Origin of the sequence: Microbacterium sp. MYb72, assembly GCF_002979415.1 — a bacterium.
GTDB lineage: Bacteria > Actinomycetota > Actinomycetes > Actinomycetales > Microbacteriaceae > Microbacterium > Microbacterium natoriense.
This window is the reverse complement of record NZ_PCOT01000038.1, coordinates 1-14,875: the sequence shown is the minus strand read 5'-3', so window position 1 is coordinate 14,875 and position 14,875 is coordinate 1. Positions and strand designations below refer to the sequence as shown.

Below are 14,875 nucleotides of genomic sequence, written 5' to 3'. Positions count from 1 at the left end.
CCCGGTCAGCCGCCGAGGTAGGCGCGATGCAGCAGTTCGGGGTCGCCCTTGAGCTGCTCAGACGTCCCCTGGAACGAGACCTGACCGCCCGCGACGACCACGGCCTCACGAGCCAGCCCGAGTGCGAGCTGCGTGAACTGCTCCACGAGCAGCACGCCGACCCCGGACTCGGCGATCGACTTCACGATCGGCATGAGCCGCATGAACACGACGGGCGCGAGCCCCAGCGACATCTCGTCGATGAGCAGGATGCGCGGTTTCGCGGCGAACGCGCGCGCGAGCACGACCATCTGCTGCTCGCCGCCGGACAGCAGGGCCGTGGGGGAGTCGATGCGCTTCTCCAGCTCGGGGAACTGCTCGAGCGCGGCATCCAGCTCCGCCGGGGTCCTCGCGGTGAGCGAGATGTTCTCCCGCACGGTGAGTGAGGGGAACACGGCGCGTCCCTGCTCGATGTGCACGATCCCGCGCCGCGCCCTGGCGACCCGCGACAGCTTGTCGATCGGGTCGCCGTCGAGCGTCAGCGACCCGGCGGAGTGCGGGGTCACGCCTGACACCGACTCGATCAGGCTCGTCTTGCCCGCGCCGTTCGGCCCCACGAGCGCCAGCACCTCTCCGCCGCGCACGGTGAGCGACACGTCGGAGATCACCGGCCCGGCGCCGCGGCTGACGGTCACACCGTCCAGGACGAGTTCGCTCATGACAGCAGCTCCGTCTCTCCCATGTACGCCTTGACGACGTCGCGGTTCGCCAGCACCTCGGCCTGGGGGCCGCTCGCCAGCACCTTGCCGAAGTCGAGCACCGTGAGCATCGGGCACACCGAGCGCACGAGGTCGAGGTCGTGCTCGATGATGATCAGCGCCACGCCGTAGCGCGACGGCAGCTCCCGCAGGCGGGCGGCGAGAGCCAGGTGCTCCTCGTGAGACAGCCCCGCGGCCGGCTCGTCGAGGATCAGCAGCCGAGGGCGCGAGATCACGTTCGCCGCGACCTCCACCAGCCGCCGGGTGCCGACGTCGACGCTCGACAGGCGGGCACGGGCGGGCGGGCACCCGAAGAACTCGAGGACCTCGTCGATGTCGGATGCCGCGAGCCGCCGCCGCGCGACGAACCGCACGTAGGCGCCCACGGTGAGCGCGGGCGGCACGCGGTCCTGCTGGAACGTGCGCCGCAGTCCCAGCCGGGCCCGCCGGGTGGGGGAGAGGCCGGCGAGGTCGCGGTCGCCCAGCAGCACGCGCCCGCCGTGCTTCGGCAGGAACCCGCTGATCGCATCGACGAACGTCGACTTGCCCGCGCCGTTCGGCCCGATGAGCCCCATGATCGATGCGGCGGGCACCTGGAACGACACGTCGTCGAGCGCCTTCAGGGCGCCGAACTGCACGGTGAGCCCCTCCACGGTGAGCACGGGGGCGCCGTCGAGCGCGGCCTCGTCCACCGTCGCGGTGGTGGTCGTCGTGATGGCTGCGGCGTCGGCGGGAGCATCCGGGGGCAGCGCCGTCAGCGCCGCGCTCGCGGTCCTGCGGTCGGCGCGGCGCCAGAACACGTCGCGCACGGTCTGACCGAGGTTCGTCCCGCCGGTGAGCGCCTGCACCCCGAGCACGCCGAAGACGACGAAGCCCCAGTTCTGGTCGATGCCCCAGCGCTTGAGCAGCTCGGGCACGAGCACCCAGAGGATGCCGCCGAGGATGGCCATGTCGATGAGGTGCGCGCCCGACATGATCGCCAGGACGTACAGGGCCAGCGACTGCAGGGGTGTGAAGCTCGATGCGAACGGCAGCTGCACCTGTCCGGCGAGCAGACCACCCGCGATGCCGCCGAGGGCGGCGGAGACGGCGAAGGCGGTGAGCTTGGCGACCTGCACGCTCTGCCCGGCCGCGGCGGTTCCGCGCTCGGAGAATGCGACGGCCTTCCACGACGATCCCCAGCGTCCGCGCTGCAGGAAGAACACCCCGAGCGCGCAGACTGCGAGAACCACGATCGACAGGAAGAAGAACTGCCGGTCGTTGGAGAACAGCGCGGGCCGCTCGATCGACGTGCCGTCCACCGAGCCGGGGAACTGGATCTGCACGAGCGTGACGTCGGCGGCTGCCGCGAACCCGAGGGTGACGACGGCGAGGTTGACGCCGCGCAGGCGCAGAGCGGGAAGCCCCACGAGGACGCCGACGAGCCCTGCGGCGACGCCGCCGAGCACGAGCCAGACGATGAAGCCTCCGGGGGCCTGCATCACGTTCAGCAGCGAGACGATCCACGCGCCCACGGCGGCGAAGGTCAGCTGGCACAGGGCGATCATCCCGGCGGAGCCGGTGACGATGCCGAGGCCGAGGATCGCGATGGCGGCGACGACGGCGCTGATCGCGAGGAACACGAAGTAGCCGGGAAGGGCGGCGCTGAGGATCGCGCCCACTCCCACGGCGACGGCGGCGATCGCGAACGGCCAGACGGCCTTGACCACGCGGTTGTCGGACAGGGGCGAGCGGTCAGCGAGCGGCATCCCACACCTCCTTGCGCTGGGTCCACAGGAGCAGGACCACGATGAACAGGAACGGGAGGAAGTTGCGCACCAGCGCGACCTCGTCGATCTGCGCGACGAGACCGCCGAGCACGCCGAGCACGATGCCGCCGACGACGGCGAGGTCGAGCCGCCGGAAGCCGCCGAGGAGCGCCGCGGCGGCCGCGGGGACGATGAGCATCGACAGCCCGGTGGCGTCGCTGGACTGGGTCGGAGCGACGATGATGATCGCGATCGCGCTGATCACCCCGGTCACGAACCACACCGAGATCGACAGCGGACGCGAGCGGATGCCGAGCAGCTCGGCCGTGGTCGGCCGCTCGGACAGAGCCCGCAGCTGCGTGCCGACCCTGGTGCGGCGGAGGATGATCCGCACGACCACGGCGGTGACGATGGCCATCAGCACGGTGGCGACGGTGACCTGGCTGACGACGACGCCCCCGAAGGAGAAGGCGGGTCCCGCGATGATCGGCGTGAAGGGCTGCGGCTTGTTGCCGAACAGGATGAACGACAGCGAGATCAACAGGAGCAGCGGACCGACGGTCATCGCCGAGCGGGTCGTCGTCGAGGCCTCGGAGAGCCAGGTCGCGGCGATCCAGCCGATCGCCGCGGCGAGGAGCCCCGCGACGAGGATGCCGAGCACGGAGCCGAGCCAGATCGGCAGCCCGAGGCTGCTCACGAACCACACGGCCGTGAACGCGCCGAACATCCCGGTCGCGGCCTGGGCGAAGTTGACGACCCGCACGAGGCGGCTCATCAGCGTCAGGCACACGCCGAGGACGGCGTAGAGTCCGCCGGCGGCGAGACCGGCTATGGCGCCTTGCAGCATGAGGCGTCCTTTCTGATCTGAGGGGGAGGTGCGCCCGCCGCCGCGAGTGCCGCGGCGGCGGGCGGTACGACTATTCGCCGATGCGCAGCCAGTCGTCGGCGACCTTCTCCCAGGCGTTGGTGTCGGACTTCAGGATGATCGGCCAACCGGCGGTGTTCTGCGTGCCGAACGCGTAGGGCGTGCCCACCATCGGGTTGTCGATCGCCTTCATGTCCTGCAGCGCCGTGCTGACGCTCTCCCGCGTGATGTCGCCCTTGATCGACTTCAGCACCTCGATGAAGTACGTCGCCGCGAGGTAGCCGCCCTGGCTGAACGACGTGAGCGGGATGTCGTTCTTCTCCATCAGCGCTCGCCAGTCCTTGTTGATGTCGTTGTCGTCCGTGAACGGGTAGAACTCGGCGGGCACGTAGATGCCGGCGCCGGCGTTGTCGACCGCCTTCGCGAAGTTCTCGCTGTAGACGCTCGTCAGGTAGAGCCAGGTCACGTCATCCCAGCCCTGCGCGTTCGCGGCCTTGACCTGGCCGATCGCGTCGGGCTCGACCGGGTTGATCGCGAGGGCCTTGCAGCCCTGCTCGCGCGCCTTGACGATGTAGGGCGTGTAGTCGGATGCTCCGTACGGCACGGTGTCGTCGACGTACTTCGGCTTCTTGCCGGTGATCTCGGTCCACTTGTCGATCGCGGCCTGGTAGGTCGGGCGCGTGGAACCGGCGATCTCGAGCAGGACGCAGATGTCGTCGAGCCCCAGGACCTCGGAGCCGTACTGCAGCGTCAGGGTCATGTCGTTGAACGGGCCGACGTTGGCGGGGGAGATGTTCTTGCTGTCGAAGCATCCCGTGTCGACGCCGATGCCGGGGATGGAGAGGATGCTCTCCTGCTCGTAGTACTTGGCGTTGATCTCGCACTCGATGAGGCTCGCCGAGCCGACCAGCGCGACGGCGCCGTCGCTGCCGACGAGCTCGCGGGCCGAGGCGGTGGCCGTGGCGGGGTCGCCCTTGTCGTCGAGCGCCTTGTAGTCGATCTTCTGGCCGTTCAGGCCCCCGGCCTCGTTGAAGGCGTCGAAGACGGCGGCCGCCGCCTGCGAGGCCTCGGGGAAGGTCGCCGGTCCGCTGATCGTGTTGACGGAGCCGACGACGATCGAACCGCCCCCGCCTCCGCCCGATCCGCCGTCGTCGGCGCAGCCGGACAGGATGAGGGCTGCCACGGCGATAAGGGCCGCAGTGCCTGCTACTCGCTTGTTCATGTGCTTCCTTGCCTCTCGATTTCGGGTGTTGCTGTGCCGACGGGTCAGCCGCGCAGGGCGCGATTGACCAGTTCGGTGTCGGTGAACTGCTCGAAGGCGGTGACCCTGCCGTCGGTCAGCCGCCACACGTGGGCGACCCTGGCGGCGAAGAAGCGCCCGGTCAGCGTGAAGGTGCCGGAGTAGGTGCCGATGCCGACGACCACGTCGCCGCCGTCGACGACCTCGTCGATCGCGACCGTGTAGTCGTCCCACTCCTCCTGGATCCGCTGGAAGACGCCGGCGGCGACCGCGTCGGGGCCGATGTAGGTGCCCGCGTAGGGGAACCCCGCCGCCTCGGTCCACTGCACGTCGTCGGCGAGGGGGGCGAGCATCCCGTCGAGGTCGCCTCGGTCGCTCGCGGCGTAGTGCTCGCGGATGATGTCTGCGTTGCTCATGTGCGCGCTCCTCGATCAGACGGGCTGGGCGTCGGGATAGGCGACGGAGCCGAGGGGATAGATGTGGCCGCCGCCGCGGGAGTGCTCGGCATCCCCGTCTCCGTTGAGGCCGAGGAAGATGCCGGTGGTCATGAGCTGGTATCCGAGATCGTGCAGCCAGACGCTGGCGACGGCGATGCGGAACTCGCGGAAGCAGAACAGGTACAGTCCGTCGGCGAACTTCCAGACGGTCGAGAGGTCCATGTCTCCGTGGCCGCGCTGCACGCCCTCCAGGCACTGCCAGGCGTAGCGCTGGCTGGAGACGTAGACGTGCTCGTACAGGTGGTGCGGGCTGTACCGGTAGACGTTGCGCTTGCCGATGAGGTCGCGGCTCGGACCGGGAGTCTCGCCCGTCGGCTCGCCGCCGTCGACGGTCGCGGCCCAGAACTCCTGGCCGACCTGCGGCTCGCCCGGGAGAGCCTCGGCGGCGATGCGGGAGCGGACGACCGTCGCCCTGCGGGTCGAGGTCGAGTAGACGACGGTGATCGCCTCGCGCTCGCGGCTCTCCAGCGGGATGTTGACGAACACGACGTCGTCGCGCACCGCGACCGCGTCGTACGGGTCGGTCCCCGCGGCGTCGAACCCGGTCCACGTCACGGCCACGGAATCGAACACGAGCGAGAAGGCCGAGCCGTCGTCGAGGGTGAGCGCCACCGCGGTTCCCGCGAGGGACACGTTCGGCAGGCGGAAGGTGTCGATGCCCGCAGCGAACTCGTCGTAGGTGCGCCACTCGTCGAGCGCCGGGTCGGTGGAGATGTCGGTCATGGAGGTCCTGACGTCGCACACGGCGGAGCATCCTCGCTCCGGGCACCGCAGCTTCGCGGTGCGCTTGCCTCATGCTCGATCCGGGCGCCTCATCCGCTCAAGGCGCGCGCGACCATCGCGCGCCGAGAGTCAACCGGCGTGCCCTCCGGGGCAAGTGCAGGATGCGGGGCGACGGCTCTCACCCGTTCGACGAGGCGAGCAGCGGCGCGCCACGACGACGGCGACGGGCGCGCGCTGGGCGGCGAGAGGATGCCGGTCGCCGCACTGCGGCCGTCGGCGAGCCGTCAGTGCGCGGCGCGGTACTCGCTGGGCGAGATGCCGAAGGCCGTCTTGAACGCACGGCTGAAGTGCGCGGCGTCGACGAACCCCCAGCGCGCGGCGATCGCCGCGACCGGACGGTCGGCGAGCATGGGGTCGAGCAGATCCCTGCGGCACTGCTCGAGGCGTCGCGTGCGGATCCAGGTCGACACCGTGACGCCCTGCTCCTGGAAGAGCCCGTGCAGGTGCCTGGTCGAGATGTAGTGCGCCGATGCGATCGAGGCGGGCCCGAGGTCGGTCGAGGCGAGGTTGCGGTCGATGTAGGAGCGGATGCGCTGCACGAGCGCGCGGTGCGGATCGGCGGAGACCTCGTCGAGACCGAGCTCGCGGGTGAAGACGGTGGACACGAGGTCGAGAGCGCTGTGCGCGAGGCGGGCGCCGGTGGTCCCCGCGAGCTGGTCGAGATTGCCGGCGAGCTGGGTCAGGTAGGGCACGACCATGCCGCCGAGCCCCTCCTGCCCGGAGATGCGCACGGCCGTCAGCTGTCCGATCATCTCCGGCGGCAGGCTGATCAGATGCTTCGGGAACATCACGACCATGGTGCGGAAGTCCTCGTCGAACACGAGGGAGTACGGGCGGTCGGTGTCGTACACGGCGAGGTCGCCGGGGCGCAGCACGGCCTCCCGGTCGTCCTGGATGAGCAGGCCGGTGCCGGCGAGCATCAGGCTCAGCTTGAAGTAGGAGCGATCTCCGCGGGCGATGAGCTCGGGGGTGCGCTCGACGACGTGCGACGTCGCGCGCAGGTCCGTCACGTGCACCTCGTCGACGGAGGCCGCGCGGATCATGCCGCGGAAGTGGTCTGCTCCGCTGCTGGAGACCTGCAGGGGGACGAAGGACTCCGACACCGCGGCGCGGAACTCGCTGATGTTGCGCGCGACGAGAGTCGACACCGATTCGGCGGAAGCCGTGGGTGCACCGTTCATGAAAGATCACCTCGGGTGGTGGAACGACGACGTTGTATACGATCCGTTCCGTGATGTTATCACCGACTGCGCCCGCCCCGCGCGGCTTCTAGGATGTGGAGCGGAGGGCGGAGCATGAAGAGGATCGGCGAGCAGGCCATGCGGGTGCTGCGACAGCTGCGGGGGCCGGACACATCCGATTCCGTGTTCGAGGCGACGGCGCTGATCGTCGGGACGCTGTTCCTCGTGCTGGGGTTCGTCATCGCCTTCCCGGTGTTCTTCGGGCACGAGCTCGCGATCAGCGGGTCCGGCTCGATCGGCGGCTTCGCCGCGTACGGCGGGGCTCTCACCGCCGTGCTCGCGTTCGTCCTCGGACGGGTCGCCGTGCGTCCGGTCGAGATCGCGGAGGATGCCGTGCGCGACGGCTTCAGCGTGCCGGGGGACCGGCTGCGCTGGTACGACCTCGCGGCGATCGCCTTCGCGCACGCGGCGATCGCGTATCTGGGCTGGCTCGGCATCGCGAAGCTGCTCGAGCTCAGCTTCATCGGCGCGCCCGTGTTCGCCTTCCCCGGCGCGATCCTCGTCAGCGTCGCATTCGCGCTCACCGCCTACGTGAGCTTCCTCAGCGCGGTGGCCCTCACCCCGATGGTGCTCTCGCTGGTGCTCGCGGTGTTCCTGGTGGTCGGGGCGTTCGCCGCGATGCTCGCCTCGAGCGACGAGAACTGGTGGCGCGACAACCTGTCCGCCCTGGGCATGAGCACCAACAGTGCGTCGATCGCGTTCAACGCGACGCTGATCATCGCCGGCGTCATGATCACCACGATCTCCCGCTACGCGACGGCCGGGCTGCCGGTCGACGACGAGAAGGATCGGCGGGGGCGCTTCCTGGTGCGCGGCGGGCTGATCCTCATGGGCGTCTTCCTGGCCTGCGTCGGGATCTTCCCCGTCGACGAGTTCTTCCTGCTGCACAACACCGTCGCGACCGGCATGGCCGTCGTCTTCGCCGTGGTCGTGGTGGGCCTGCCCTGGTTCCTGCGGACGATCCCCCGCGTCTTCGTGCTGTTCGGGTGGGCGTACGTGCTCGTGATCGCCGTGCTCGGGGCGTTCTTCGCCGTCGGCTACTACAACCTCACGGCCGTCGAGCTGATCGCCGCCGTCCTGATCTTCAGCTGGATCATCGTGTTCCTGCGGACCGCGGGTTCCGTCGTCGGCAGCACGGCGGGCGACCCGGTCCCGATCACCGCAGAGGGGTGACCGAGGCCGGGGCCGCCCGGTTCGTCGTCGCGCTGACTCAGCCGCGGCGTGCGCGGAGGCCGAGGACGGCGGCGAGGAGCCCGACCGCGGCGATCACGGCCGCGCCGACGAACGCCGCGCTGTAGCCGGCGGCATCTCCGCCGTCGACGCTCGCGCCGGCGCTCACCGCGGTGAGCACGGCGAGCCCGACCGCGGAGCCGATCTGGTAGCTCGTGTTGACGAGGCCGGACGCGACCCCCGCCTCTTCCGGCGGTGCGCTCGCGATCGCCGTGCTCAGCGACGGAACGAAAGCGAGCGCCATGCCGGATGCGGCGACCAGGGACGCGGGCAGCACGTGCGCCGCGTACACGCCGTCGGCGGGAGCGAGCGCCAGCCAGCCGACGCCGACGCCCAGCAGGACGAAGCCGGATGCCACCATGGTCCGGGTGCTCAGCCGCGCCGACAGACGAGGCGCGACGAGGGTCATGCCGATCACGATCAGCACCGTCATCGGCACGAGCGCCGCGCCCGCGGCGAACGCCGATGCGCCGAGCACGTTCTGCAGGTACAGGTTCAGGAAGAACCACATCGGGATCCAGGAGGCGCCCAGCAGGAGCTGGGCGATGTTGGCGCCGGCCAGCTGGGGCAGGCGCATCATCCCGAGGCGCAGCAGCGGCTCGGCGGCACGGGCCTGCCGTGCGACGAACAGCCCGAGGAGCAGGATGCCAGCGCCCAGCGATCCGGTGGCCTCGATGCTCATCCACCCGATCTCCGGCGCCCGCACGACGCCGTACACGACCAGGGCGAGGCCCGCCGTGCCCGCGATCGCGCCGAGGAGGTCGACGCGACCGGTCGCTCGCGCGCCGCGAGGGAACGCGATCGGTGTGAGAGCGAGGATCGCGATCGCGATCGGCACGGTGATGTAGAAGACCCAGGGCCAGCCGAGGTACTCGGTGAGCAGTCCGCCGAGGAAGACGCCGGCCGTGCCGCCGATCGGGGCGGCCGCGCCGTAGACGGCGAATGCGCGGGGGAGCTGTGGCGTCCCGCCGAACAGCGTCATGAGCAGCGTCAGCGCGGCGGGCGCGATCAGCGCGGCCCCGGCGCCCTGCACGGCGCGGGCGGCGATCTCGACACCGGCGTCTCCGGCGAGGCCGGCGGCGAGGGAGCCCGCGAGCAGCACCGCCCACCCGATGGTGAACATGCGTCGCACCCCGAAGAGGTCGGAGAGCCTCCCGCCGAGCAGCAGCAGTCCGCCGAAGGCGATCACATAGGCGTTGAAGACCCACGACAGGGCCTCCTGCGCGAATCCGACGTCGCGGGCGATGTCGCTGAGCGCGACGCCGATGATCGACGTGTCCATGATGACGACGAACTGGGCGGCGGCGATGAGCGCCAGTCCCAGTCCACGGCGGGGGGCTCTCGGGAGCGTGGCGGCTCCGGCGTGCTGTGTCGTGGACACGGGGTTCCTCTCGATCGGGACGCCGACGGCCGGCATCCTCTGAAAGGACACAAGGAAATACCCCCCTGGGGTATTCCCGACGGCATGCGAAAGCGTCGCCCGAGGGGTGGATCACTCGGCGCGCAGCTCGCGGGTGGCGTCGGCCGTGCGCTGCAGGGCGTGCACGGAGTGCGCGTGTCGCCGCTGCGCGACGCCGACGAACACCGCGTCGACGAGGGCGAGCTGCGCGATGCGGCTGACCATGGCGCCGGCGCGGAAGCGCGACTCCCTGGCGTGCGTGAAGAGGGTGTGATCCGCCCCGCGGGCGAGGGGGGAGTCGGGGGCGCCGGTGATGCCGATCGTGGCGGTGCCGTTGTCGCGGGCGGTCTGCAGGAAGCGCACGGTCTCCAGCGTGGTGCCCGAGTTCGAGAAGCCGATCGCGACCGACTTGGTGGCGCTGAGCGCGGCGGCGGCGCTCGCCTCGTGCGAGTCCGAGAGCACGATCGCCGATCGGCCGATCCGCAGCAGCTTGTGGCCCAGATCGTCGGCGGCGAGGCGGCTGGCGCCGATGCCGAAGAGGAGGATCCTGTCGGCGTCGTCGATCGCGTCGACCGCGGAGGCGAGCACGTCGTAGTCCAGGTTGCCGACGGTCTCCTCGATCGCCAGCAGCTCGAGGGCGGCGATCTTCGCGGTCGCCTCGCGCAGAGTGTCGCCGGCGGAGATCTCCGAGCCGAAGCCCGTGGGCATGCTGAACTGGGCGGACTCTCTGCCGAGCTCCGTCGCGAGCGACACGCGGAGCGCCGCGTAGCCGCTGACGCCGATGGCGCGGCAGAAGCGCACGACCGATGCGACCGAGGTGCCGCACGCGGCGGCGAGCTCGTTGATCGTGAGGTCGACGACGATCGACGGATTGTCGCTCACGGCGCGGGCGATGCGCGCAAGGGAGGGTGGCAGCGTCTCGGTGGCCGTGGCTATCGTGGTCTGGATGCTCATGCCGCCCTCTCGGTCGTGGCGGACCTCTCCGCGTTGAACAATTGTTTCACGCCCTCGCGACTATGCGTAGACTATTTTCATGACTTCGCCCGCCCCCGCGTTCGCCGTCGACCTCGGCAAGACCCGGTGCCGGGTCGTGCGCGTCGTCGATCGGGAGCGAGTGCGTCACGACGGTGTCGGCGCTCCGGGCCTGGCCGCCCCGCACGGAGCGGACGCCGCCTTCGATGCGATCGTATCGCTGCTCGCGCGATTCGAGGGTCCGATCGGACCCCTAGGAGTGGGGGCAGCGGGGGCCTGGGCGGCTCCGCAGACGGCATCCGCCCTGGCTCGACGACTGGCGCGGCAGACGGGGGCGCCGGTCGTCGTCGCCTCCGACGTGGTGACCGCGCATGCGGGCGCTCTGGACGGAGCCGAGGGCACCCTGCTCATCGCGGGAACGGGCGCCGCCGCACTCGGAGCGGATGCCGACGACGTGCGCCTCGTCGACGGCTGGGGTCCTGAGCTCGGCGATTTCGGCAGCGGCTCCTGGTTGGGACGGGAGGCTCTGCGCGCGGTGGTGCGCGCGTCCTCGGGCCTGGGTCCTGCGACCGTGCTGACCGCCGCCGTCGAGGCCGTGGTGGGCCCCGCGTCGGCCATCCCGTCGTGGATCGGCCGCGATGAGCCCCTGGCCAGACGGCTCGCACAGCTGGCGCCGCTCGTCCTGGACTCCGCCGAGCGCGGTGACGACGTCGCCCGCGCGATCGCCGACGAGGCGGTCAGGCTGCTCACCGCCACGACCGTGGCCGCCTCCCGCACGGCGAACGTGGCCCTGCACGGCGGCCTCACCGACCACGGATGGTTCCGCGCCCGGCTCACCTCGTCCCTCGACTCCGCCGACCGCACCGTCGTCGCCTCCGCGGGCGACGCCATCGACGGAGCGCTGATGCTCGCGCTCCGCACCGACCTCCCCCACGAAAGGTTCGCGCACCGTGCCGAATGACGACCGTCTGACCGAGCTCCTCGACGAGCTCTCGCGCCTCGACACCGAGGCCTCGACGACCGAGCGCGGCGACCTCGACCTGCTCGGCTCCGTCGAACTCGTGCGCGCGATGAGCGCGGAGGACCGCAGGGTCCCCGAGGCTGTCGCCGATCGCGCCGAGGAGATCGCCGCAGCCGTCGACGGCATCACCGCGCGGTTCCGCCGCGGCGGGCGTCTGATCTACATCGGCGCGGGAACCGCCGGTCGCGTCGGCGTGCTCGACGCGAGCGAGTGCCCGCCGACTTTCGGCACCGACCCGTCGATGGTCGTCGGACTGATCGCGGGAGGCGAGACGGCGATCCGCTCCGCCGTCGAGAACGCCGAGGACGATCAGGATGCCGCCGAGCTGTCGCTGCGCGAACTGGCCCTGACCGCAGACGACACGGTCGTCGGGATCTCGGCTTCCGGTCGCACCCCGTACGTGGTCGGAGGACTGCGCTTCGCCCGCGGCATCGGCGCGCTGACGGTCGCGATCGCCTCGAACGCGCACTCCGCGATCGGTGCGGAGGCCGACATCGCGATCGAGGTCGTCACCGGCCCCGAGTTCATCTCCGGCTCGACGCGTCTGAAGTCGGGGACCGCGCAGAAGCTCGTCGTGAACATGCTCACGACCCTGTCGATGATCAAGCTCGGCAAGACCTACAGCGGAGTCATGGTCGACCTCCTCGCCACGAACGAGAAGCTCCGCGCGCGCTCCATCCGCACCGTGATGCAGCTCGCCGGCGTCGAGGCCGAGGAGGCCGCCGTCGCGCTGTCCGCCGCTTCGGGTTCGGTCAAGCTCGCACTCCTCATGCTGGCGACGGGCGCTCAGGCGGATGCCGCGGCATCCGCCCTGGAGAGCGCCGACGGCATCCTGCGCGAGGCGATCGCCGCACTGAGCTGACGCGCGCCTCGTCTCGAGGCGCGCGTCAGCTCAGTGGCCGCAGGTGCAGGCGGCGCCTCCGCCGCAGCATCCTGCGTCTGCCGTTCCGTGCGCCTGGGACGACTCCGGCACGTCCATCGCGGGGTTCTGGTCGAGGAATCCGTAGGGCTTGAACCAGAAGCCGGCGTAGTCGACGGGCATGACGGGCCAGTCCTCCGGGCGCGGGAAGTGCGTGAGGCCGAAGGTGTGCCACAGCACGATGTCCTCGCCGTCGATCGACCGGTCGTCTGCGGTGTACTCGGGGAGGCCTGCACCGCCCTGGTGGGCGTTCGGGTAGCGTCCGGCAGGCCAGATCTGGCCTGGTTCGTGCTTCGTCGCCCACAGATGCTTGGTCGCGAAGGCCGCGCGGGCCGCCACGGAGGATGCGGGGTCGGCCATCAGCAGCGCGGTCGGCTCGGGGATCAGGTGGTACGCGGTTGGGCGGCCCACGGCGTTCGTGCGCGAGGCGCTCTGGATCTCCCACACCCGGGCGACCGAGGTGTCGGCCTCGCGCTGCGCCTGCTTCTCGGTGACGAGCGGGGTCTCCGACCAGCTGAAGGCGTTGCCGAACGGGTTCTCCGGTCCCATGGGCACGCGCTGCGCGTCGACCTCCACGAGGCGGTTGTCCTCGCCGTCGATCGCCACGTCGAGACGCGCGCTGAACAGGTGCTGGTGCACCGGTGCGAAGACGCCGGGGGCGAGCTCGGTCGCGTGCCTCTGCCGCACGCCCGGTTCTCCCGCGCCGACGAAGACGATGCCAGTGGCCTTGGCCGTGACCTCGATCGAGCCGTCGAGGTAGAAGTGCCAGTAGAAGCCGTAGTCGTAGTTGCCGATCGTGGAGAAGTACGACACCACGAAGCGGCGCGAGCGGCGCACGTCGGCGCGACCGGCCAGATCGGTGTGCTTCCAGAGGATGCCGTAGTCCTCCTCGTGCATGCAGACGACGTTGGGGATGCGCACGGGGTGCCCGTGGTCGTCGGCGACGTACCCGTCGAGGTAGCGGATGACGCCGAGGCAGTCGCATCCGAGCTCCAGGTGGTTGGCGTTCTTGCCGAGGAGGTACTCGCCGGCGTCGAAGTAACTGATCCAGAAGCGGCCGGGCGCGGTGTCGCCGTAGGGGACGACCATCTCGGGCACGCTCGCACGGCTGAGCACGGAGCGACCGTCGAAGCTCACGTCGTGCAGCACGAGACCCTCGCGGGCGTTGAAGCTCACGCGCATGGACCAGTTCTCCCACTCGACCAGGGAGCCCGACACGGAGAAGCTCGGGCCCTCGGGCTGCGTGATCTCGATGGGCTTGAGGGTCGTGCGGGCCTCGCCCTGCACCTCGGGGTAGTAGTTGCCGTGGCCGGCGGGCACCGGCACATCGCCCACGTCCTCGACGCGGATCACGCTGTTCGCCGTCAGGTCGATGTGCACGATCAGCCCCTCGACGGGGTGCGCCCACGGCGAGTCGTCCTCGTCGTACTTCAGGAAGGTGAGGGAGCGGATGACGCGGCGACCCACCTCGTCGGCGCGCCCCGTGTATCCGGGGGCGAGCGGACCGCAGAACGCGAGCGCCATGTGGTCTTCGAGGCCTCGCCGCCGCATCGCGGCCTGCCACTCGGGTGAGGCCTTGGCGATCGCCTCCGCGCGCTCGTACTCCTCGAACAGGTACTGCGGCTGGCCGTAGGGCGGCGCGTCGTTCGGCACGCGCTCGGCGCTCACGACCTCGCCGCGCGTGATCGAGACGACGACCTCGGTCGCGACGCCCGTGGCGGTGTCGAGCAGGGTGGCATCGACGCGACGGTCGATGGGGGCGCCCGGCGTCCACGCGGCGAGCTCGGCCTTGGTCGGCTCGTCGGGGAGGAGCATCGGCACGCGGACGGTGTCGCTCATGAGGCCTGCGGACTCGAGCACCGCCCTGGCGGCGGCGATCTCGGCGCCCGTGAGCGGGTCGAGGGGATGCGGCGCGGCGATCTTGTCGATGGTGACGGGCTGGTGGGACATCGGCGTACCTCACTATTTCGAGCGATTGCTCAATAAACGGGTTTCGACGATGGTACGACGGCTCAGGGCCTGCGCACAAGCCTTTCGAGCGCGTGAGGGGTCGCGTATCGCCGCATCGCGGGCGGAGGATCCGATGGCGTGTGGCCCCTCACCCTCCGGACCGGGTGTCCATGCGGGTGTGAGTGCGGGTGCGGCGTGGGGACCGCTGCGGGTGTACCTCGGGGGCATCACGGCCACCCTGATCGCGACGACGGCGTTCCTGGTGGTCGCGAT

Annotated in this window: 13 protein-coding genes; 3 read left to right on the top strand and 10 right to left on the bottom strand. The window is 70.6% G+C overall.

From position 1 onward, the window contains the following. Positions 1-5: 5 nt before the first annotated feature. The 7 genes from CQ047_RS16665 to CQ047_RS16635 form a co-directional block, all read right to left on the bottom strand. On the bottom strand, positions 6-698 hold the full coding sequence (locus CQ047_RS16665) for an ABC transporter ATP-binding protein (RefSeq protein ID WP_105677006.1): 693 nt from the start codon (positions 696-698) through the stop codon (positions 6-8). Further along, positions 695-2,485, bottom strand: coding sequence for an ATP-binding cassette domain-containing protein (locus CQ047_RS16660; RefSeq protein WP_105677005.1), 1,791 nt, complete (start codon positions 2,483-2,485; stop codon positions 695-697). Before CQ047_RS16660 ends, CQ047_RS16665 begins: the two co-directional genes overlap by 4 nt. Next, positions 2,472-3,332, bottom strand: coding sequence for a branched-chain amino acid ABC transporter permease (locus CQ047_RS16655; protein ID WP_105677004.1), 861 nt, complete (start codon positions 3,330-3,332; stop codon positions 2,472-2,474). Before CQ047_RS16655 ends, CQ047_RS16660 begins: the two co-directional genes overlap by 14 nt. 70 nt (positions 3,333-3,402) lie before the next feature. Further along, complete coding sequence (locus tag CQ047_RS16650) at positions 3,403-4,572, bottom strand: ABC transporter substrate-binding protein (protein ID WP_105677002.1); 1,170 nt, start codon at positions 4,570-4,572, stop codon at positions 3,403-3,405. A 44-nt stretch (positions 4,573-4,616) separates the two neighbouring features. Then, positions 4,617-5,006: a nuclear transport factor 2 family protein gene (locus tag CQ047_RS16645; protein WP_105677001.1), complete on the bottom strand. Its 390-nt coding sequence runs from the start codon at positions 5,004-5,006 to the stop codon at positions 4,617-4,619. 15 nt (positions 5,007-5,021) lie between these two features. Next, positions 5,022-5,810 carry a MoaF C-terminal domain-containing protein gene (locus tag CQ047_RS16640; RefSeq protein ID WP_105677000.1) on the bottom strand — a complete coding sequence of 263 codons (789 nt, stop codon included), beginning with the start codon at positions 5,808-5,810 and terminating at the stop codon, positions 5,022-5,024. A gap of 284 nt (positions 5,811-6,094) precedes the next feature. Beyond that, positions 6,095-7,051: a helix-turn-helix domain-containing protein gene (locus CQ047_RS16635; RefSeq protein ID WP_105676999.1), complete on the bottom strand. Its 957-nt coding sequence runs from the start codon at positions 7,049-7,051 to the stop codon at positions 6,095-6,097. A 114-nt stretch (positions 7,052-7,165) separates the two neighbouring features. Here CQ047_RS16635 and CQ047_RS16630 point away from each other — a divergent pair, with 114 nt between their 5' ends. Next, entirely contained in the window at positions 7,166-8,284 is a 1,119-nt protein-coding gene (locus CQ047_RS16630; protein WP_258132727.1) for a DUF998 domain-containing protein, read from the top strand. 37 nt (positions 8,285-8,321) lie between these two features. Here the strand turns inward: CQ047_RS16630 and CQ047_RS16625 are convergent, their stop codons facing one another. Beyond that, complete coding sequence (locus CQ047_RS16625) at positions 8,322-9,722, bottom strand: MFS transporter (RefSeq protein WP_258132726.1); 1,401 nt, start codon at positions 9,720-9,722, stop codon at positions 8,322-8,324. 111 nt (positions 9,723-9,833) lie between these two features. Then, on the bottom strand, positions 9,834-10,694 hold the full coding sequence (locus tag CQ047_RS16620; protein ID WP_105676995.1) for a MurR/RpiR family transcriptional regulator: 861 nt from the start codon (positions 10,692-10,694) through the stop codon (positions 9,834-9,836). Between the two features lie 79 nt (positions 10,695-10,773). Between CQ047_RS16620 and CQ047_RS16615 the strand changes: the two genes are divergently transcribed. Further along, positions 10,774-11,673 (top strand): N-acetylglucosamine kinase, encoded by a 900-nt coding sequence (locus CQ047_RS16615; protein WP_105676993.1) that lies wholly within the window; start codon positions 10,774-10,776, stop codon positions 11,671-11,673. Next, the gene (gene murQ, locus CQ047_RS16610) at positions 11,663-12,595 is read left to right on the top strand and encodes an N-acetylmuramic acid 6-phosphate etherase (RefSeq protein WP_105676992.1); all 933 of its coding nucleotides are present in this window, start codon (positions 11,663-11,665) and stop codon (positions 12,593-12,595) included. The genes CQ047_RS16615 and murQ overlap by 11 nt, the downstream gene beginning before the upstream one ends. A gap of 30 nt (positions 12,596-12,625) precedes the next feature. Here murQ and CQ047_RS16605 read toward each other — a convergent pair whose 3' ends face one another. After that, positions 12,626-14,602, bottom strand: coding sequence for a primary-amine oxidase (locus CQ047_RS16605; RefSeq protein ID WP_219844643.1), 1,977 nt, complete (start codon positions 14,600-14,602; stop codon positions 12,626-12,628). Between the last annotated feature and the right edge of the window lie 273 nt (positions 14,603-14,875).